This is a genomic window from Pseudomonas cremoricolorata, from assembly GCF_000759535.1.
Lineage (GTDB): Bacteria > Pseudomonadota > Gammaproteobacteria > Pseudomonadales > Pseudomonadaceae > Aquipseudomonas > Aquipseudomonas cremoricolorata_A.
Genome location: NZ_CP009455.1, coordinates 2,549,086 through 2,568,600, shown reverse-complemented (window position 1 = coordinate 2,568,600; position 19,515 = coordinate 2,549,086). Strand labels below are relative to the sequence as shown.

At 61.4% G+C, this 19,515-nt stretch carries 21 protein-coding genes and 3 tRNA genes; 5 read left to right on the top strand and 19 right to left on the bottom strand.

Annotated elements, in window-relative coordinates:
- Window positions 1–75 precede the first annotated feature (75 nt).
- Entirely contained in the window at window positions 76–576 is a 501-nt protein-coding gene (locus LK03_RS11260) for a DUF3291 domain-containing protein (RefSeq protein WP_081951588.1), read from the top strand.
- 127 nt (window positions 577–703) lie between these two features.
- Here the strand turns inward: LK03_RS11260 and LK03_RS11255 are convergent.
- Both LK03_RS11255 and LK03_RS11250 read right to left on the bottom strand, forming a co-directional pair.
- A tRNA-Asp gene (locus LK03_RS11255) sits at window positions 704–780 on the bottom strand.
- A 13-nt stretch (window positions 781–793) separates the two neighbouring features.
- Window positions 794–869 (bottom strand) — tRNA-Val (locus LK03_RS11250).
- A 208-nt stretch (window positions 870–1,077) separates the two neighbouring features.
- Here LK03_RS11250 and rdgC point away from each other — a divergent pair.
- The 3 genes from rdgC (at window position 1,078) to sugE (ending at window position 3,512) form a co-directional block, all read left to right on the top strand.
- Window positions 1,078–1,998 carry a recombination-associated protein RdgC gene (gene rdgC / locus LK03_RS11245; RefSeq protein WP_038412418.1) on the top strand — a complete coding sequence of 307 codons (921 nt, stop codon included), beginning with the start codon at window positions 1,078–1,080 and terminating at the stop codon, window positions 1,996–1,998.
- Window positions 1,999–2,105: 107 nt separating this feature from the next.
- Entirely contained in the window at window positions 2,106–3,068 is a 963-nt protein-coding gene (locus tag LK03_RS11240) for a bile acid:sodium symporter family protein (RefSeq protein ID WP_038412416.1), read from the top strand.
- A 126-nt stretch (window positions 3,069–3,194) separates the two neighbouring features.
- Window positions 3,195–3,512 carry a quaternary ammonium compound efflux SMR transporter SugE gene (gene sugE, locus LK03_RS11235; protein WP_038412415.1) on the top strand — a complete coding sequence of 106 codons (318 nt, stop codon included), beginning with the start codon at window positions 3,195–3,197 and terminating at the stop codon, window positions 3,510–3,512.
- A gap of 21 nt (window positions 3,513–3,533) precedes the next feature.
- Here the strand turns inward: sugE and LK03_RS11230 are convergent, their stop codons facing one another.
- Together LK03_RS11230 and LK03_RS11225 are read right to left on the bottom strand one after the other, a co-directional pair.
- Complete coding sequence (locus tag LK03_RS11230) at window positions 3,534–5,408, bottom strand: MFS transporter (RefSeq protein ID WP_038412414.1); 1,875 nt, start codon at window positions 5,406–5,408, stop codon at window positions 3,534–3,536.
- A gap of 114 nt (window positions 5,409–5,522) precedes the next feature.
- A complete protein-coding gene (locus LK03_RS11225; protein WP_038412413.1) occupies window positions 5,523–6,221 on the bottom strand; it encodes a YoaK family protein in 699 nt (232 codons plus the stop codon).
- A gap of 155 nt (window positions 6,222–6,376) precedes the next feature.
- Here LK03_RS11225 and LK03_RS11220 point away from each other — a divergent pair, with 155 nt between their 5' ends.
- Window positions 6,377–7,084 (top strand): CatB-related O-acetyltransferase, encoded by a 708-nt coding sequence (locus LK03_RS11220; protein WP_038412411.1) that lies wholly within the window; start codon window positions 6,377–6,379, stop codon window positions 7,082–7,084.
- Between the two features lie 156 nt (window positions 7,085–7,240).
- On the opposite strand, the gene LK03_RS11215 is transcribed toward LK03_RS11220, so the two are convergent.
- The 15 genes from LK03_RS11215 to aspS form a co-directional block, all read right to left on the bottom strand.
- Window positions 7,241–7,316, bottom strand: a tRNA-Lys gene (locus LK03_RS11215).
- A gap of 60 nt (window positions 7,317–7,376) precedes the next feature.
- Window positions 7,377–8,054, bottom strand: coding sequence for a 7-cyano-7-deazaguanine synthase QueC (gene queC / locus LK03_RS11210; RefSeq protein ID WP_038412410.1), 678 nt, complete (start codon window positions 8,052–8,054; stop codon window positions 7,377–7,379).
- A gap of 15 nt (window positions 8,055–8,069) precedes the next feature.
- Window positions 8,070–8,717, bottom strand: coding sequence for a 7-carboxy-7-deazaguanine synthase QueE (gene queE, locus LK03_RS11205; RefSeq protein ID WP_038412409.1), 648 nt, complete (start codon window positions 8,715–8,717; stop codon window positions 8,070–8,072).
- Between the two features lie 160 nt (window positions 8,718–8,877).
- Complete coding sequence (gene ybgF / locus LK03_RS11200) at window positions 8,878–9,684, bottom strand: tol-pal system protein YbgF (RefSeq protein ID WP_038412408.1); 807 nt, start codon at window positions 9,682–9,684, stop codon at window positions 8,878–8,880.
- A gap of 6 nt (window positions 9,685–9,690) precedes the next feature.
- Window positions 9,691–10,194, bottom strand: a complete 504-nt coding sequence (gene pal / locus LK03_RS11195) for a peptidoglycan-associated lipoprotein Pal (RefSeq protein WP_028696870.1) — start codon at window positions 10,192–10,194, stop codon at window positions 9,691–9,693.
- 53 nt (window positions 10,195–10,247) lie between these two features.
- Window positions 10,248–11,498 carry a Tol-Pal system beta propeller repeat protein TolB gene (gene tolB, locus LK03_RS11190; RefSeq protein ID WP_049870471.1) on the bottom strand — a complete coding sequence of 417 codons (1,251 nt, stop codon included), beginning with the start codon at window positions 11,496–11,498 and terminating at the stop codon, window positions 10,248–10,250.
- Window positions 11,499–11,545: 47 nt separating this feature from the next.
- Window positions 11,546–12,664 (bottom strand): cell envelope integrity protein TolA, encoded by a 1,119-nt coding sequence (tolA, locus tag LK03_RS11185; RefSeq protein ID WP_049870470.1) that lies wholly within the window; start codon window positions 12,662–12,664, stop codon window positions 11,546–11,548.
- The gene (gene tolR / locus LK03_RS11180) at window positions 12,664–13,116 is read right to left on the bottom strand and encodes a protein TolR (RefSeq protein WP_038412405.1); all 453 of its coding nucleotides are present in this window, start codon (window positions 13,114–13,116) and stop codon (window positions 12,664–12,666) included. Before tolR ends, tolA begins: the two co-directional genes overlap by 1 nt.
- Before the next feature lie 14 nt (window positions 13,117–13,130).
- Window positions 13,131–13,826 (bottom strand): protein TolQ, encoded by a 696-nt coding sequence (gene tolQ / locus LK03_RS11175; protein ID WP_038412404.1) that lies wholly within the window; start codon window positions 13,824–13,826, stop codon window positions 13,131–13,133.
- A gap of 2 nt (window positions 13,827–13,828) precedes the next feature.
- Entirely contained in the window at window positions 13,829–14,281 is a 453-nt protein-coding gene (gene ybgC / locus LK03_RS11170; protein WP_038412402.1) for a tol-pal system-associated acyl-CoA thioesterase, read from the bottom strand.
- A gap of 125 nt (window positions 14,282–14,406) precedes the next feature.
- The gene (ruvB, locus tag LK03_RS11165; RefSeq protein WP_038412401.1) at window positions 14,407–15,453 is read right to left on the bottom strand and encodes a Holliday junction branch migration DNA helicase RuvB; all 1,047 of its coding nucleotides are present in this window, start codon (window positions 15,451–15,453) and stop codon (window positions 14,407–14,409) included.
- Window positions 15,450–16,067 carry a Holliday junction branch migration protein RuvA gene (gene ruvA / locus LK03_RS11160; RefSeq protein WP_038412399.1) on the bottom strand — a complete coding sequence of 206 codons (618 nt, stop codon included), beginning with the start codon at window positions 16,065–16,067 and terminating at the stop codon, window positions 15,450–15,452. Before ruvA ends, ruvB begins: the two co-directional genes overlap by 4 nt.
- Window positions 16,068–16,175: 108 nt before the next feature.
- Window positions 16,176–16,700 (bottom strand): crossover junction endodeoxyribonuclease RuvC, encoded by a 525-nt coding sequence (gene ruvC / locus LK03_RS11155; RefSeq protein WP_038412398.1) that lies wholly within the window; start codon window positions 16,698–16,700, stop codon window positions 16,176–16,178.
- A gap of 118 nt (window positions 16,701–16,818) precedes the next feature.
- Window positions 16,819–17,565 (bottom strand): YebC/PmpR family DNA-binding transcriptional regulator, encoded by a 747-nt coding sequence (locus LK03_RS11150; RefSeq protein ID WP_038412397.1) that lies wholly within the window; start codon window positions 17,563–17,565, stop codon window positions 16,819–16,821.
- A 111-nt stretch (window positions 17,566–17,676) separates the two neighbouring features.
- A complete protein-coding gene (gene aspS, locus LK03_RS11145) occupies window positions 17,677–19,452 on the bottom strand; it encodes an aspartate--tRNA ligase (RefSeq protein ID WP_038412396.1) in 1,776 nt (591 codons plus the stop codon).
- Window positions 19,453–19,515: the final 63 nt, after the last annotated feature.

Genomic DNA, 19,515 nt, shown 5'->3' with positions numbered 1-19,515 from the left:
GAACCGCTCGCGCCGCTGCTTTACCCGCAGCGGACGGGTTTCGCTTGTCTGCGATTTCTGCTGGAGAAACTATCCATGTCTGTCATGGCGCAATTCGACCTGGTCAAACCCAGGTACTCACGACTCGACCCTCGCATCGCCGAGTTCTATGCCGCAACTGAATACGTCAATGGCTTGGCTGAGGCTCATCCGGGGTTTCTCTGGCGCGAGACCCATGACAATCAGGTGCTGCTCGATGAGCTCTTTGGGGAGGGTTACCTTTACACACTGTCGGTCTGGCGCAGCCCGACGGCACTAAAGGATTTCCTCTACCGAACGCCACACAACGATTTCCGTGTGCGCGGCGCTGAATGGTTCCTGCCGATCGACGAGCCGCGGGTGGTGATGTGGTGGGTAGATGACCACCACACGCCGGACCTGATTGAAGCCAAACAGCGACTGATGCAGTTGCGCAGTGTAGGGCCTGCCGCCGACGCCTTCGACCTCAAATCAAGTCATCGATGGCATATCTCGACCGACGCTGAACTATCGAAAGGTAAGATGGAGACGTCAGAGCATTTGATGCGCAGACCTTGACGCGAGATAGACCAGGTCAACAGAATCTGCCCGACCTAAGCAGTTTCCGCCAGGCACAAAAAAAGCGACCCTAAGGTCGCTTTCTCTGTTGCTTCAAGGGTGTTCAGTGGGCCCTTGAAACTTAATATGGCGCAGCGGACGGGACTCGAACCCGCGACCCCCGGCGTGACAGGCCGGTATTCTAACCGACTGAACTACCGCTGCGCTATACATCGAGTGGTGGGTGATGACGGGATCGAACCGCCGACCCTCTGCTTGTAAGGCAGATGCTCTCCCGGCTGAGCTAATCACCCTTTCGTCTCGGTGTGGCGCGCATTCTACGGAGGAGGCCCTACCCTGGCAAGTACTTTTTTCAAAAAATTTTCGATCTTTTTCAATGACCTAGCGGAGCACCTATTTAAGCAGCGCATTTGCCCCTGATGGCTCGGTGACAGGGCTGGCATGAGATCGTCCCTCGGAGAATAATGCCCGGCTCACGTATCAATGAAGAGACTGTCCCGCATGTGGTTCAAGAACCTGCTGACCTACCGCCTGACCCAGCCCGTCGAATTCGAGCCTGAAGCGCTCGAGGCCGCCCTGGCCAGCAAGCCCGCCCGCCCCTGCGCCAGCCAGGAACTGACCACCTATGGCTTCGTCGCCCCCTTCGGAAAAGGCGAAGATGCGCCGCTGGTGCACGTGAGCGGCGAGTTTCTGCTGATCGCCGCGCGCAAGGAAGAACGCATCCTGCCCAGCAGCGTGGTCAACGATGCGGTGAAGGAAAAGATCGAAGAGATCGAAAACGAACAGATGCGCAAGGTCTACAAGAAGGAGCGCGAGCAGATCAAGGACGAGATCATCCAGGCCTTCCTGCCCCGCGCATTCATTCGCCGCGCGATGATCTTCGCCGCCATCGCCCCGCGCCTGGGCCTGGTGCTGGTCAACTCGGCCAGCGCCAAGCGTGCCGAAGACCTGCTGTCGACCCTGCGCGAAGTCATGGGCTCGCTGCCGGTGCGTCCGGTCACGGTCAAAATTGCCCCAAGCGCCACACTCACCGAGTGGGTCAAGTCGCAGCAACCGGTCGCAGACTTCCATATCCAGGATGAATGCGAACTGCGCGACACCCATGAAGACGGCGGCTCCGTGCGCTGCAAGCGCCAGGACCTGGCCAGCGAAGAAATCCAGCTGCACCTGAGCACCGGCAAGGTGGTCACGCAACTGGCACTGGGCTGGCAGGACAAACTGTCGTTCGTGCTCGACGACAAAACCGTCATCAAGCGTCTGAAGTTCGAAGAACTGCTGCAAGAGCAGGCCGAGCAGGACGGTGGCGAGGAAGCGGCTCAGCAGTTCGATGCCAGCTTCCAGCTGATGATGATGACCTTCACCGAGTTCCTTCCGGCCCTGTTCGAAGCCCTGGGCGGCGAAGACATTCCCCAAGGCGTCTGACCCGGCCCTGAAGCCGCGGGTCAGCGCTGTGCGCCTGGCCCGCCCTGCCCCCACTGCGCAAGCGCCGCTGACAAGACTCACCGCTCGATAACAACAAGGAATCCGCCATGCGTGCACTGGCTGCTCTAAGCCGCTTCGTCGGCAACACGTTCGCCCTGTGGGTGCTGTTGTTCGCCTGCCTGGCGTTCTGGCAACCGCAATGGTTCATCGGCCTGAAGGTGGCCATCGTGCCGTTGCTGGGGCTGGTGATGTTCGGCATGGGCCTGACCCTCAAGCTCGACGACTTCGCCGCCCTCGCCCGCCAGCCCTGGCGGGTGATGCTGGGGGTGGTCGCGCACTTTCTGATCATGCCGGGCGTGGCCTGGTTGCTGTGCCAGGTCTTTCACCTGCCGCCAGAGATCGCCGTTGGAGTGATTCTGGTCGGCTGTTGCCCGAGCGGCACGTCATCGAACGTGATGGTCTGGTTGTCCAAGGGCGATCTGGCGTTGGCGGTTGCCATCGCCGGTGTCACCACCTTGCTGGCACCGTTGCTGACCCCGGCGCTGATCTGGATGCTGGCCTCGGCCTGGCTGCCGGTCTCGTTCATGGACATGTTCTGGTCGATCCTGCAATTGGTGATGTTGCCTATCGTGCTGGGGGTGCTGGCGCAGCGTCTGCTGGGCAGCAAGGTCCAGGCGGCAGTGCAGGTGCTGCCGCTGGTGTCGGTGGTGAGCATCGTGCTGATCGTCTGCGCGGTGGTGGCGGCCAGTCAGGCCAAGATCGCCGAATCCGGGCTGCTGATCATGGCGGTGGTGGTGCTGCACAACGGCTTCGGTTTCCTCCTGGGCTACCTCACCGGCAAGCTGTGCAAGTTGCCGCTGGCCCAGCGCAAATCGCTGGCGCTGGAGGTTGGCATGCAGAACTCCGGGCTCGGCGCGGCGCTGGCAGCGGCGCATTTCTCGCCGTTGGCGGCAGTGCCCAGTGCGCTGTTCAGCGTGTGGCACAACATTTCCGGTGCGCTGCTCTCGACCTGGTTCCGCAAGCTCGAAGAACCGGCTGACACGGCGCGGACAAACGCCCGTGCAGAGTGAAGTCAGGGGTTGCCCTCGCCGCCGAGCATCGGCAGGATAGGCAACCACAGTTGAGGACGACCTCACGACGCACTGCGTGATCATCCGGGGACGGCCCCATCATTCCGTTATCGATGGAGGTGTCTTATGTCCTGGTTCATCCTGTTTTGCGCAGGTCTGTTCGAAATTGGCTGGGCAGTCGGTCTGAAGTACACCGATGGCTTCACCCGGCCACTGCCCACGGCGCTGACCATCGGCGCCATGGTCATCAGCATCGGCTTGTTGGGCATGGCTGTGAAGGAGCTGCCGCTGGGCACGGCTTATGCGGTATGGACCGGCGTCGGTGCGGTCGGCACAGTGATCGCCGGCATCATTCTGTTCGGTGAGTCGATGGCAGTGATTCGTCTGGTCAGCGTGGCACTGATCGTGGCCGGGCTGATTGGCCTGAAGGTCAGCGCCAGCTGATCTAAAGGCCTCTATCTGGTTTCAACGGCGGTCGCCGCGCAACGCGCTGACCCGCTCACGCAACAGCGCAGGCTGCGCCGCCTCCACCTCGATGGGGGCGCCAGCCACCACCGTCACCCGCGACCACAACCGGCGAAACACGCCCTTGTTCGGGTCACGGCTGAAGAAGCTCCCCCACAGACCTTGCAGCGCCAGCGGAATCACCGGCACCGGGGTTTCGCGCAGGATGCGCTTCACGCCACTCTTGAACACATCGATCTCGCCATCGCCGGTCAGCTTGCCTTCCGGGAAGATGCACACCAGCTCGCCCTGCTGTAGGCACTGGGCGATCCGCGCGAAGGCCTGCTCGTAGGTAGCAGCGTCCTCGCCCCGCCCGGCGATCGGAATCGCCCCAGCGGTGCGGAAGACGAAGTTGAGCAGCGGAATCCGATAGATTTTGTAGTACATGACGAAACGGATCGGTCGACGGATCGCGCCGCTGAGCAGCAGCGCGTCGACGAACGACACGTGGTTGCACACCAGTAGCGCGGCCCCTTCGTCCGGAATGCGCTCCAGCTCGCGGTGCTCGACGCGGTACATCGAGTGGCTGAGCAGCCAGATGAGAAAGCGCATGGTGAACTCGGGCACGATGCGGAAGATGTAGGCGTTGACTGCGATATTGAGCAGCGACACCACCAGGAACAGCTGCGGGATGCTCAGCTCGGCCAAGCTCAACAGGGCGATGGTCACCAGCGCCGAGGCCACCATGAACAGCGCGTTGAGGATGTTGTTGGCAGCGATTACCCGCGCCCGTTGCTCGACCGGCGTGCGCGCCTGAATCAACGCATACAGCGGCACGATATAGAAACCGCCAAACACGCCCAGACCGACGATCGACAGCATGATCCACCAGGCCTTGCTCAAGCCCAGCAGCGCCAGCCAGTCATACGGCACCTCGGTGCTCGGCACATCGCCCGAATGCCACCACCACAGCAAGCCGAACAGGGTCAGGCCGAACGAGCCGAACGGCACCAGGCCGATCTCCACCTTGCGCCCGCTGAGCCGTTCGCACAGCAGCGAACCCAGGGCGATACCCACCGAGAACAGGGTCAGCACCAGGGTCACCACGGTTTCGTCACCGTGCAACCAGTCCTTGGCGTAGGCCGGAATCTGCGTCAGGTAGATCGCGCCGACGAACCAGAACCACGAGTTGCCGACGATCGAGCGCGACACCGCAGGCGTCTGTCCCAATCCAAGGCGCAGGGTCAGCCAGGATTGCTTGAAGATGTTCCAGTCCAGCTTCATCTGTGGCGCCGCAGCGGCGGCGTGGGGAATCCAGCGGCTGGCCAGGTAGCCGAGCAGCGCCGTACCCACCACCCCGACCGCCACGACCACGGCATAGCTGCCCGACGACATCATGATCCCTGCCCCGATGGTGCCGGCCAGAATCGCCAGGAAGGTGCCCATTTCCACCAGCCCGTTGCCGCCGACCAGTTCTTCGTCGCGCAGCGTTTGCGGCAGAATCGAATACTTCACCGGACCGAACAGCGCCGAATGCGTACCCATGGCGAACAACGCCAACAGCATCAGCTCCAGATGACTGGTGAGGAAACCGGTGGCACCGATGGCCATGATGACGATTTCCGCCAGTTTGATCACACGGATCAGCGTGTCCTTGGCAAACTTTTCGCCGAACTGCCCAGCCAATGCCGAGAACAGAAAAAACGGCAGAATGAACAGCAGCGCACAGAGGTTGACCCAGATCGAGCGGTCGCCCTCCAGGCTGATCTTGTAGAGAATCGCCAGGATCAGCGACTGCTTGAACAGGTTGTCGTTGAAGGCACCCAGCGACTGGGTGACGAAAAACGGCAGGAAACGCCGGGTGCCGAGCAGGCTGAACTGCGAAGACTGACTCATCGTGCAGGGTCCTAAGGGCCTGATGCAGCAGGGCCCGTCATTGAGAAAGGGTCAAATCTGCATGCATCGCGCCGGTCTGGCAAGCCGCTCGGGCACATTGGTACGTTAGCTCGCCTAGCGCGGCATGTAGCCGCGCTGCCAGGCACGCGGAATGAACAGCGTCACGCAGGCCAGCACCAGGGTCAGTCCGGCGCACCCGACCAAGGCTGCGATGCCCAATCGCGCCTGCAGCCAGGCGCCGAGCACTGCGCCCAGCAGCATGCCGGCCCACGGCACCAGCTGCACCCGCCAGCCGCTGCGCCGTTCGCCCATCAGCCAGCGCCCCAGGCCACGACCGAAGCGCGACAACGCACCGGTCACGTAGGTCAGGCCAATCGGCAGGCCATTGACCTGCTCGACCACCGCATTGAGCATGCCCATGGCGATGATCGCCAGCGCCATCGCCAGTGGCGTCCACATCCCCGGCAATGCCGCGAGGGCGAGCGATGCGCTGATCAGCAGCAGCAACGGCGCTGCACGCCGGCGCAGGCTACGGGCGAGTATGACGCCCAAGGCGTTACCGACCACGAAGCAGACGATCGCCAGGGCCAGACGCGCGAGTGCCGAAACATCGCCGACGCTGACCGCCACCGCCAGGCGGGTAGTGTTGCCGCTCATGAACGAGACGAAATCACCGGTGGCGAGAAAGCCCACGGCGTCGGTCATCCCGGCCAGGAACGACAACGCCGCCACCAAGCCCAGGCCGACACGGCCATTGATCCGGCGCAGGCGAGCGCGGGGTGAGGTTGCAGAGTGGGGTCTATCGGGCAGCATGGATCAGGTCCGAGGGCACGACGAACGGGAAGACAACGAGGCGCCGGACGGCACCGACCAGGTATATACAGAGCTTTCCTACAGACAAGCGTAAAGATTTGCACATGATAGGGCACCTCAGCGAAGCGACGATACTACCGCTCTAGGGCTCACTCATGATCAAACTGCTGCAACCGTTCAAACAGTATCGCTACCAGCGTACTGTCCGCGCCCACGGCGGCAAGCTGGCGGCTGGGCCTACTGCATTCCAGGGTCGCGCCAGCGCCACCATCGAAGCGTTCGTCGAACTTGGGCATGTACGTATCCGCGCCGAGCATCTGACCATCGGGGCCCATACCTACATTCGCAGTCGCTGCCGCCTCGACGTCGTCTCATCCATTGGACGTTTCTGCTCCATCGGCAGCGATTGTGTGATCGGCCAGGAAAAACACACCCACCCCATTGACTGGGTCAGCACCCACCCCTTCCAGTACGAAGGGGCGCAGGCGCAGGCGTACAGGCCTGAAGAAGTCCCGTGCACCATCGGCCATGATGTGTGGATCGGTGAAGGCGCGACCATTCTCGCAGGGGTCAACGTCGCCACCGGCGCAATCGTCGCGACCCGAGCAATGGTGACCAAAGACGTGCCGCCGTATGCCATCGTTGCCGGCAATCCTGCAAGGGTCATCAGGTTTCGCCACTCGCCCGAGCTGATCGAGCGGCTGCTTGCCAGCGAATGGTGGACGCTGCGCAGCACCTTGCTGACGACCCTGGATGGCGCGCGGCCCGAGCAGTTTCTCGAGACACTGAAGGCGCAGCCGCTATCACCCAAGGCGACGTATCGCGTACTGCGTCTGGATCGGTACAAAGTCGACGTCCAATGACGTAGGCCGCTTCGTATCGATTACGGTCAAAACGACGGGCACAAAAAAACCCGCCATCAAGGCGGGCTTTCTGTGCAGAGAAGCGACATTGACTGCCGCCTCACAGGCTTGCGGGATACTTCAGCGTTGAACGCTTTCCGTCAACCATTGCAGATATGGTGGGTCGTGTAGGATTCGAACCTACGACCAATTGGTTAAAAGCCAACTGCTCTACCAACTGAGCTAACGACCCGTTGGATGGCGCGTATAATATAGAATTTCAGAGCTAAATCAATACCCTACGCGCAAAAAATTAAAAATAAGGGGTTGGATCAGCTACGCCTACGGCATGAAAGCCTTCGGCACGCAACCTGCAGCTGTCGCATTTGCCACAGGCACGCCCTTGGTCGTCGGCTTGATAGCACGACACGGTCAAGGCGTAATTCACACCACGCTCGATACCCGCCTGGATGATCTGCGCCTTGCTCATGTTCTGCAGCGGCGCTTGAATCCGAAAGCCCTGCCCTTCCACGCCGGCCTTGGTGGCAAGGTTGGCCATGGTCTCGAAGGCCTCGACGAACTCGGGGCGGCAATCTGGATAACCTGAGTAATCCACCGCGTTCACACCAATGAAAATGTCGCGCGCCTGCAGCACCTCGGCCCAGCCCAACGCCAGCGCCAGGAACACGGTGTTGCGTGCTGGCACGTAGGTGACTGGAATGCCCTCTGTGGGTGCTTCAGGCACGTCGATGCTGTTGTCGGTGAGTGCCGAACCGCCCATGCCATTGAGGTCCAGTCCAATCACTTTATGCTCGACCACGCCCATGTCGCGGGCAACCCGCGCAGCGGCGTTCAGTTCGGCGCGGTGACGCTGGCCGTAGTCGAAGCTCATGGTGTAGCAGCTGTAGCCTTGCGCTTGGGCCATGGCCACGACGGTCGCCGAGTCCAGGCCACCAGAGAGCAGAATGACTGCGCGTTTTTCAGTATTCATCAGCTAATCCTCTAATCAACGTCCGGGCTCGTCGTTCCACAGCAACTTGTGCAGTTGCAGCTGGAAACGCACGGGAAGGTTGTCGGCAACTATCCAGTCGGCCAGGTCGCGTGCATTGACCTGAACATGGCTGGGCGAGAACAGCACTTCACCAGCACGCTGAGCGAGATCGAACTCGATCAGTTTGGACACGGCCCAGTCGTAGTCCTCACGTGAGCAGATCACGAACTTGACCTGATCGTTAGGGGTGAGGTGCTGCATGTTCTCGTAGCGGTTGCGGTGACACTCCAGCGACCCCGGCGTTTTCAGGTCCACTACCCGGCTGACGCGTACATCAGTGGCAGAGATATCCAGGGCTCCGCTGGTCTCCAGGTTGACCTCGTAACCTGCATCGCAAAGCCGTTGCAGCAACGGCAGTGCGTTGGGCTGGGCGAGCGGCTCACCGCCCGTCACGCACACATGCCGCGGCTTGAACGAGGCCACCTGCTCCATCAACGAATCCAGGGTGCGCTGGGTGCCGCCAGTGAAGGCATAGGCGCTGTCGCAGTATTGGCAGCGCAGGGGACAGCCGGTGAGCCGGACGAATACGGTCGGCAGGCCTGCCGTCCGTGTTTCGCCCTGCAGCGAATAGAAGACTTCGGTAATACGTAAAGTGTCTTGCATGGTCCGCCTAGGGCAAGGCAGCGACACAGGCTGCCCGCCTCCGTGAGGCACTGATACGGACTCGACATAGCGTTATCCGCAACAGCGTGGTGGTTGAAAAGGGCGCAGAGTCTAACGAAAAAACCCGCGACAGGCGCGGGTTTCTTTCCGACGGTACCGCTTACAAACGCTGCAAGTCGCGTTGTGCCAGTTGTGCGGCAGAGGTGCCGGGATACTGGTTGACCACCTGCTGCAGGATACCTTTGACCTTGTCGGTATGGCCCAGACGTCGCTCGACATCGGCCAGTTTGTACAGTGAGTCAGGCACCTTGCTGTGTTTCGGATAGGCCTGGGCGACCTTGGCGAACGCCTGGCTGGCGCCTTGCAGATCACCTTTGGCCAGATTCACTTCACCCAGCCAGTACTGCGCGTTACCGGCATATTGGCTGCTGGGGTACTTGCGCAGGAACGCGGCGAAGGCCTGACTGGCCTTGTCGAAATCCTTTTGCTTGATCAGGTCGAAAGCAGCGTCGTAGTACAGCTTCTCTTTCGCAGGATCGCCGGCCTCGTTGCTTGAAGCTGACGGTTTGGCGTTGGTGCCCGAGTCACCACCCGCCGAGCCCGCGGCAGCGCCGCCGGCAGAAGAATTATCGGATGCCGCCGCAGGCGCAGGTGCGCTGCTGATGCGTCGATCCAGGTCCTGATAACGCTCCAGACCCTCTTGCTTCATGCGCGCAACATCGTTCTGCAGCTCTTCGATGATGCCCTGCTGGCGAGAGATCTGGTCTTGCATCTGTTGCAACTGCATGAACAGCTGCCCTTGTGCCGAAGCAGGGGTCGAAGCCCCTGCGCCGGCATAAGCGCCGCTCGTGCCATAACCCGCAGGTGGGTAGCCACCGGCGTTGTCATCAACGATAGGAACCGCAGCCAGCGCAGAAAGCGGCAGGCTGAGGGCGAGGACGGTTACAGCAAGGCGGCACTTACGCATAGGAACTTACTTACGCAGTTCTACGCGACGGTTCTGGGCCCAGCTCTGCTCGTCGTTGCCGGTAGCAACTGGACGCTCTTCGCCGTAGGAAACCAGTTCCAGCTGAGCAGGGGAAACGCCCTGCAGTACCAGGTAACGCTGAACGGCCTTGGCACGACGCTCGCCCAGAGCCATGTTGTACTCACGGGTACCGCGCTCGTCGGTGTTACCTTCCAGAACGACACGGTTGCCGTTGGCTTTCAGGTCCTTGGCGTGAACGTCCAGAGCGCGCATGGCTTCTGGCTTCAGGTCCGAGCTGTCGTATTCGAAGTAGAAGGTGGTGATTGCGCGCAGAGCAGCTTCTTCGCTCAGGCTGCCGTCGACCGCACCAGTGTTGGCACCGTAGCCAGCGTTAGGATCAACAGCAGCGCCGCCTTCACCTGCGTTGTCACCGCCCTTGGAGGAGCAACCTACCGCTACGGCCATGGCCAGAGCCAGCGCAGCGAATTTACCAAACTTCAGCATTTCCATCGTGAAACTCCTAATGAAACCCCAGTGTGTTAAGCAAAAGTATTACGCCGCAATCAGTTCAGGTAAGGGGACCAGGACGGTTCTCTGACTTCGCCTTGAGCGGTAGGAAGCGGGAGCCTCGTGCGTCCGTTTAGGGACACGAGCATCAAGACTCCCCGGCCCTGCTGGCGGGTGGCGTAGATTAGCATGGTGCCGTTGGGCGCAACAGTAGGCGACTCATCAAGACTGGTCTCGGAGAGAATCTTTACACTTCCGCGCTGCAAGTCTTGTGCCGCCACCTTGAAGTTGGTGAAACCTTGCTGGCGATGGATCATTACCAGGGTTTTTTCATCGGCGGAAAGTTTCGGGTTGGCGTTGTAGTTACCCACGAAAGTGACACGCTCGGCGCCACCACCGGAAACCGAACTTTTATAGATCTGCGGTTTGCCACCACGGTCGGAGGTGAAGTAGATGGTGTTGCCATCCTTGCCCCAGAACGGTTCAGTATTGATGCCAGGACCTGCGGTGACACGGCTGATCTGACGCGAACCCATGTTCATCACGTAGATGTCCGGGTTGCCGTCCTTGGACAGCACGAACGCCAGGCGCGAACCATCAGGCGACCAGGCCGGCGCGCCATTGAGACCTTCGAAGTTGGTGATCTGCTCGCGGCGGCCGGTGTCGATGTGCTGGACGAAGATGCGCGGACGCTTCTGCTCGAACGAGACATAGGCGATACGCTTGCCATCGGGCGCGAAGCGCGGCGACAGGATTGGCTCACGCGACTGCAGCAGGGTCACGGCCCGAGCACCGTCGTAATCGGAACGTTGCAGCGTGTAGCGGGTATTGTTGGCCGAGAAGCGTTCGGCAGTCACGTACAGCATGCGGGTGGAGAACGCACCCTTGATGCCGGTGAGCTTTTCGAACGACTGGTCGGCGATGTAGTGCGACATGTCGCGCAGCTGGTCGACCGTGCCGGAGACGCTGCCGGTCATGACCTGCTGCTCAGTGGCCACGTTGAACAGCGCGTACTGGACCTGCAGACGACCACCCGACGGGGTGATGCTGCCGACCATCACGTACTGTGCACCGAGCGCTTTCCAGTCACGGAAAATGACTTCGCTGGCCTGGCTTGGCTGGCTGATCATGTTCTGCCGGGGAATCGGCGCGTAGTAGCCGGAGTTGCGCAGGTCGTTGCCGATGATCTCGGCCATGTCCTCGGGCAACACGCTGCCGCCCTGCAGACCGAACGGCACGACCGCGATCGGAGTGGCCCGGTCGCTACCGCTGGTGACCAGGATGTTCTTTTCATCTGCCACTGCCATGCCTGCCACGCAGCAGAGCAAGACGAGCAGTCCTCTCAGACGTTTAATCACAACGCAAGATCCTCAGGTGTAAATGTCATCTTGAATGACCGATACGGGTTGAACTCGTTCGGCTTCAAGCCTTGCATTTCGGTCAGACGACCAATGTTCTTGACGGCCGCCACGGCTGAGCTGTCGAACGGACCATCGCCGCTGGACTTCAACACCTTGACGCCGGTCACCGTACCATCAGGCAGCATGTTGATCTGCAGCACCACCGTCATGCCCTTGCGTGCCGATGGTGGTCGAGCCCATCCTTCTGCCGCTCGCATGCGAATCAGGTCATCGAAATCACCTGCCACCTGGTCGCCCTGCTCGTCAGCCAGGGCCTGCTGGCGCTCGGTATTATCGGACAGCAGCTCGGCCAGGGCCTGCGCTTTCTTCTCTTCAGCCGACTTGCGTGCAGCCTCCTGGGCCTTTTTCTTCTGAGCATCTGCTGCGGCCTTTTTCTTGGCCTCTTCAGCTGCCTTCTTCTTCGCCTCTTCGGCCGCCGCTTTCTTCTTGGCGTCCTCTGCAGCTTTCTTCTTGGCGTCTTCAGCCGCCTGCTTCTTGGCGTCCTCGGCCGCCTTCTTCTTGGCCTCTTCGGCGGCCTGTTTCTTGGCCTCCTCTTCGGCTTTCTTCTTGGCCTCTTCCTCGGCCTTTTTCTTGGCGATATCGGCCTGCTGCTTTTCAGCGGCCTTCTTCGCCTCGTCAGCCTTCTTGGAGTCGTCGGCCTTCTTGGCCTCAGCCGCTTTCTTCGCTTCGTTGGCCTTGGCAGCCTCCTCGGCCTTCTTCGCCTCGGCGGCCTTGGCAGCTTCTTCGGCTTTTTGAGCAGCGTCGGCTTTCTTTTGTTCCGCGGCCTTCACGGCCTCCTGCTCGACCTTTTTCTGCTCGAGCTGCTCGACCTCGGTCTGACGCGAGGCGGTCTTCTTGGCCTCCCCGGCAATCTTCTGATTGGTCTGGGTGGTGGCCTGGCTCTTGGACTTGAGCTGATAGAGCGTAGCCTGAACGATGGGTTTGGACGGCGGCAGTTCAGGCGTCATGGCAAAGCTGACGAACAGCATGCCGAACACCAGCACATGCAGGCCAATGGCCCAGACGCTGGGCCAGAAGTAGCTTTCCGAGGCGGAGGGCTCTCGCTGCTGCATCAGGGGGCCTCGGTAATCAAGCCAACGTTACCGACACCGGCTTTCTGCAGTCCGCCCATGGCACCCATTACCGCACCATAGTCCACGGCCTTGTCGCCACGGATGAACACCTGCGTCTGCTTGCCCTGATCACGGCCTGCGGCAATGATCTTGGTCACGGCATTGGTCATGTCGGGCAACGTCATCGCCCGGTCCATCTGCTTGTCGGTGTCGACCTCGCTACCCAGATTCCAGTAGTAGGTCTTGTCGGCTTTGATCGAGATGGTCAGGATCTGCACGTTGTTGTCTTGAGGCAACGCCTCGCTGGACACTTTCGGCAGGTCTACCTTCACGCCCTGATTGAGCATGGGGGCAGTCACCATGAAGATGACCAGCAGCACCAGCATCACGTCGATGTAGGGCACCACATTCATCTCGGCGACCGGCTTGCGTTTGTGGCGAACTCGGGCCATGGGTTTCTACCTGATTACTCTTCGCTGGTGTGTACTTTGCGGTGCAGGATGGCCTGGAACTCATCGGCGAACGTGTAGTAACGGCCGATCAGTGTCTCGCTGCGGGCAGCGAAGCGGTTGTAGGCGATCACTGCAGGGATGGCTGCGAACAGGCCGATTGCCGTGGCGATCAGCGCTTCGGCGATACCTGGCGCTACGGTAGCGAGGGTCGCTTGTTGGGCGCTGGCCAGGCCGCGGAACGAGTTCATGATGCCCCAGACGGTACCGAACAGACCGACATACGGGCTGGTCGAGCCGACGGTGGCCAGGAACGGCAGGCCTTGCTCGAGCTTTTCTTCCTCACGGGAGATGGCCACGCGCATGGCCCGACCAACACCTTCCATGACCGCATCCGGGTCGACCCCAGGCTGCTGGCGCAGACGGGAGAACTCCTTGAAGCCGGCGCGGAACACCTGCTCGACACCCGAGTCCGGGTCAGGATTGCTGCCAGCCTGACGGTACAGCTTGGACAGGTCGATGCCAGACCAGAAACGCTCTTCGAACGCGTCCAGCGCACGACGGCCGGCGCGCAGCATGTTGCTGCGCTGGAAAATCATGATCCACGAGGTCACCGAGGCGGCCACCAGGGTCAACATGACCAGCTGCACCACGACACTGGCATTGGCGACCAGGCTCCACATGGAGGTATGGTCGACGACGTTTGCTTCCACGCTTATTCTCCTGCGTTCGATTGATTACCCGAGACGTCTGCCACAAAGGCATCACGCAGCGCTGGGGGGATGGCCCGGGGTTTGAAAGTTTCGGCGCGCACGGCCGCTATCAGAAATTGCCCTTCGCACAGCAGGGTCTGATCTGGCTCACGCCACACCTGCTGAGTGAAACGCAGGCTGGCCCGCCCCAGCTCCGACACGTGCGCAGTGACCCGCAGCTCGTCGTCAAGTCGGGCCGGCGCAAGATACCGCGCTTCGCTCGAATGGACCACGAACAGGAGATCCTGTTCTGCCAGTTGTGATTGGGAAAAACCAAGATGACGCAGCCGCTCGGTGCGCGCACGCTCCATGAACTTGAGGTAGTTGACGTAATACACCACTCCGCCGGCATCGGTATCTTCGTAATAGACGCGACAGCGGTGTGCGAACGGTGCCAGCTCATTTTGCGCGCGCATACTCTAGTGCTTACTCCTCAGCTTGCCAATCCGGCGAGACAACTGTTTTTTCGCCGATCATGTCGGATTGCCAGCCCCGCCTTGAACTGCCAGCGGTAGGACCACGAAAAAAGCGTTTTGATCGTTCACTGGTCGTCAGGATCGGAAAACTCCCCACCCTCGGCGAAACGCCCGGGTATGTTCAGACCAAAGTGCAGATAGGCGTGCCGGGTCACCACCCGACCGCGCGGTGTACGCATGATGTAGCCCTGCTGGATTAGGTACGGCTCCAGCACATCCTCGATGGTGTGGCGCTCTTCGCTGATCGCTGCGGCCAGGTTGTCGACGCCCACCGGACCACCGTCGAACTTCTCGATCATGGTCAGCAGTAGACGGCGGTCGGAATGGTCGAAACCGCGCTCGTCGACATCCAGCAGGTTCAGCGCCATATCGGCGATGGCCTTGGTGATGTGGCCCTTGCCCCGCACCTGGGCGAAGTCGCGCACTCGTCGCAGCAAGCGGTTGGCGATCCGCGGAGTACCCCGGGCACGGCGGGCGATCTCGAAGGCGCCCTCGGGATCGATGGGTAGCCCAAGGATGCCGGCCGAGCGACTGACGATGGTGGTGAGGTCCTTGTTGCCGTAGAACTCCAGGCGCTGGACGATGCCGAAGCGGTCGCGCAGCGGGTTGGTCAGCATGCCGGCGCGCGTCGTGGCACCGACCAGGGTGAAAGGTGGCAGGTCGAGCTTGATCGAACGTGCCGCGGGCCCTTCGCCGATCATGATGTCGAGCTGGAAGTCCTCCATGGCCGGATACAACACCTCCTCGACCACGGGGGACAGCCGATGAATCTCGTCGATGAACAGCACATCGTGAGGTTCGAGGTTGGTGAGCATGGCTGCCAGATCGCCAGGCCGCTCGAGGATAGGCCCCGAGGTGCTCTTGACCGAAACGCCCATTTCGTTGGCGATAATGTTGGCCAGGGTGGTCTTGCCCAACCCCGGAGGACCGAAGATCAAGGTATGGTCGAGCGACTCGTTACGCCCTCGCGCCGCCTGGATGAACAGGCCCATCTGGTCGCGTACCACGGGCTGGCCGATGTAGTCGTCCAGCCGCAGCGGACGGATCGCACGATCCTGCACCTCTTCGCGGTCGCGGCCACTGGCGGCGATGAGACGGTCAGCTTCGATCACTTGACGATCATCCCCTTGAGGCTGCGGCGAATCAGCTCTTCGCTGCTCAGGCCGGATTTATCCTTGATGGCGCCAATGGCCTTGCTCGCTTCCTGCGGCTTGTAGCCGAGCGAAACCAGAGCACTGACGGCATCGGCCTCGGCGCTGGAGTCGGCAGCGGCCGGCAGCGGGCCGTCGGAGACCAGCGTGAACATGGCCGGCGAGGTTTCCCAGGCCTTGAAGCGGTCCTTGAGTTCGACCAGCAGACGCTCGGCGGTTTTCTTGCCCACCCCAGGCACACGCACCAGCACCGAGGCATCCTGCGCCTGCACGCAGCGCACCAGTTCATCCACTTCGAGCCCGGACATCAACGCCAGCGCCAGCTTCGGCCCGACGCCATTGAGGCGGATCAATTCGCGGAACAGTTCGCGCTCGCGCTTCTCGAAGAAGCCGTACAACAAATGGGCGTCTTCACGCACCACCTGGTGCGTATGCAGCGTCACGGTTTCGCCGAGTTTGGGCAGACGATAAAGCGTGGTCATCGGCACCTCCAGCTCGTAGCCCAGGCCATTGACGTCGATAATCAGGTGCGGCGGCTGCTTTTCCGCCAAGGTGCCGCGCAAACGTCCAATCACGTGTCTTTCCTTCATTCGTGGGGGCGACTGTGCGACGCCTCACCCTATCAGCAAATGCCCAGGGTTAGCGTTCCCTAGGCACAAAAAATGTATCAGCGCATGAAGTGGCTAAAGGCGCAAGCGCCCGCCACGCCGGCGTGCCGTACTCAGTCCATGGGGGACCAGGCTGGAACGGGTGTGGGCGTGGCACAGGGCGATGGCCAGGGCATCGGAGGCGTCGATCTGCGGCTTCTGGGTCAGCTTGAGCAGGTGCATGACCATCAACTGCACCTGCTCCTTGTTGGCCCCGCCGGTGCCGGCCACGGCCTGCTTGATTTGTGTCGGGCTGTATTCGGCTACTTCCAGCCCTGCTTCAGCCGCCGCGACGATCGCGGCGCCTCTGGCCTGCCCAAGCTTGAGCGCCGAGTCGGGGTTGCGCGCCATGAACACCCGCTCGATGCCCATGGTCACTGGCCCGTGCTGGCGAATCACCTCGCTGACACTGCGAAACACAACCTGCAGTCGCTCAGGCAATTCACCAGAGCCTGTGCGAATGCACCCCGAGGCTACGTATTCGCAGCCACGGGCGGTCTGGCGGACCACACCGTAGCCGGTAATCCGCGAGCCGGGGTCGATACCAAGAATCAGAGTCATAGCGCCTGCAATGGAAGATGGGCGCGCGAATGCGCCAGGCAAGGGTAGAAGCTGCTCGAGGCGGCGCAGACACGCAAGCCATCGCCCCCGCGCATGCACCGCATCTCGGCAGTGGAGATCAGCCTAGCTGCGCCATGACCTCATCGGAGATCTGCGCGTTGGAATAGACATTCTGCACGTCATCGAGGTCTTCGAGCATGTCGATGAGCTTGAGGACTTTCTCGGCGCCCTCCTGGTCGAGCTCGGCGCTGGTGGTCGGCAGCATGACGATTTCCGCGTCGGCAGCCTTGAAGCCCGCTTCTTCCAGGGTGTTGCGCACCGCGTAGAAACTGTTGAACGAGGCGAAGACATCGAACGAGCCATCGTCGTTGGCGACCACATCGTCGGCATCGGCCTCCATGGCCGCTTCCATCAGCGCATCTTCATCGACCCCCGGGGCGAAGCTGATCTGGCCTTTGCGTTCGAACAGGTAGGCCACCGAACCATCGGTGCCCAGGTTACCACCACACTTGGAAAACGCGTGGCGTACGGCGGCTGCGGTGCGATTGCGGTTGTCGGTCATGGCCTCGACCATGATCGCCACGCCACCAGGGCCGTAACCCTCGTAGCTGAGCTCTTCGACGTTGTCGCTTTCATTGGTGCCGGCACCGCGTGCCACCGCACGGTCGATGATGTCGCGGCTCATGTTCGCACCCAGCGCCTTGTCCAGCGCCAGACGCAAGCGCGGGTTGGAGGCCGGATCGCCACCGCCCTGCTTGGCCGCGACGGTCAGCTCACGAATCCACTTGGTGAAGACCTTGCCTCTCTTGGCATCCTGGCGCTCTTTGCGGTGCTTGATGTTCGCCCACTTGGAATGACCAGCCATAACGACTCCAAATCCTTCATACAGAAACAGTCCCGCCCCTTGACGGGGCGGTACGGGAAAACTGCGAGACTGCACGGGACGCCTGCCAGGCACGCGCCCCTGTCACCACGCTTACTCGACTTTGGTCTGCTCACGCAGACGGATGTGCAGTTCACGCAGAGCCTTGGCATCCACCAGACCCGGCGCCTGAGTCATGACACACGCGGCGCTCTGGGTTTTCGGGAAGGCGATCACTTCGCGGATCGACTGCGCGCCGGTCATCAGCATAACCAGACGATCAAGACCGAACGCCAGGCCACCGTGCGGCGGCGCACCGAACTTCAGGGCGTCGAGCAGGAAGCCGAACTTCTCTTCCTGCTCGGCCGCGTCGATACCCAGCAGACGGAACACTGCCTGCTGCATTTCCTTGCGGTGGATACGAATCGAACCGCCACCCAGCTCGGTGCCGTTCAGAACCATATCGTAGGCACGCGACAGAGCGCCGGCAGGATTGGCTTCCAGTTCTTCAGGCGAGCACTTGGGCGCGGTGAACGGGTGGTGCAATGCGGTGAAACTGCCGTCTTCGTTCTCTTCGAACATCGGGAAGTCGACGACCCACATCGGTGCCCACTCGCAGGTCAGCAGTTCGAAGTCATGACCCAGGCGGATACGCAATGCGCCCAGGGCCTCGCTGACCACTTTGAACTTGTCGGCGCCGAAGAACACGATATCGCCATCGACCGCACCGACGCGATCGAGGATCACGTTGAGGTTGGCCTCAGGAATGTTCTTGACGATCGGCGACTGCAGGCCTTCGACGCCCTTGGCACGTTCGTTGACCTTGATGTACGCCAGACCACGCGCACCGTAGATGCCGACGAACTTGGTGTACTCGTCGATCTTGCTGCGTGGCATGGCCGCCCCGCCCGGCAGGCGCAGGGCCGTGACACGGCACTTGGGATCGTTGGCCGGACCTGCGAAGACCTTGAAGTCGACATCCTTGAGCTGGTCGGCGACATCCACCAGTTCCAGCGGGTTGCGCAGGTCGGGCTTGTCGGAACCGTAGCGACGCATGGCCTCTTCGAAGGTCATGTGCGGGAATTCGCCGAACTCCAGGTCGAGCACTTCCTTGAACAGCTTGCGGATCATGCTCTCGGTCAGGCCCATGATCTCGTCTTCGCCGAGGAAGCTGGTTTCGATATCGATCTGGGTGAACTCGGGCTGGCGATCGGCGCGCAGGTCTTCGTCACGGAAGCACTTGGCGATCTGGTAGTAGCGATCGAAGCCGGCGACCATCAGCAGTTGCTTGAACAGCTGTGGCGATTGCGGCAGGGCGAAGAAGCTGCCGGCGTGGGTGCGGCTAGGGACCAGGTAGTCGCGAGCGCCCTCAGGCGTTGCGCGGGTCAGGATCGGCGTTTCGACGTCAAGGAAGCCATTGTCGTCGAGGAAGCGGCGGATGCTGGTGGTGATGCGCGAACGCAGGCGCAGCTTTTCCGCCATTTCCGGGCGACGCAGATCGATGAAACGGTAGCGCAGGCGGGTTTCTTCGCCCACGTCGGAGTATTCGTTGAGCGGGAACGGAGGGGTTTCCGCCTCGTTCAGCACCTTCAGCTCATAACCCAGCACCTCGATGGCACCGGAGGTCATGTTGGCGTTGACGGCGCCGGCCGGACGCAGACGCACCTTGCCGGTGATCTGCACGACGTACTCGCTGCGAACGCGATCGGCTGCGGCGAAGGTGTCGGCGCGATCAGGATCGAACACGACCTGGGCCAGGCCTTCACGGTCACGGACATCGAGGAAGATCACCCCGCCGTGGTCGCGGCGACGATGGACCCAGCCGCAAAGGGTGACTTCCTGGCCGTCCAGGCTCTCGTTCAGTAGGCCGCAATAATGGCTGCGCATCATGATGGTGGTTCGCTTCTCGTGATCGTGTATTCGGTGAGGTCTCAGGCCCAGGGCCGGTGCTGC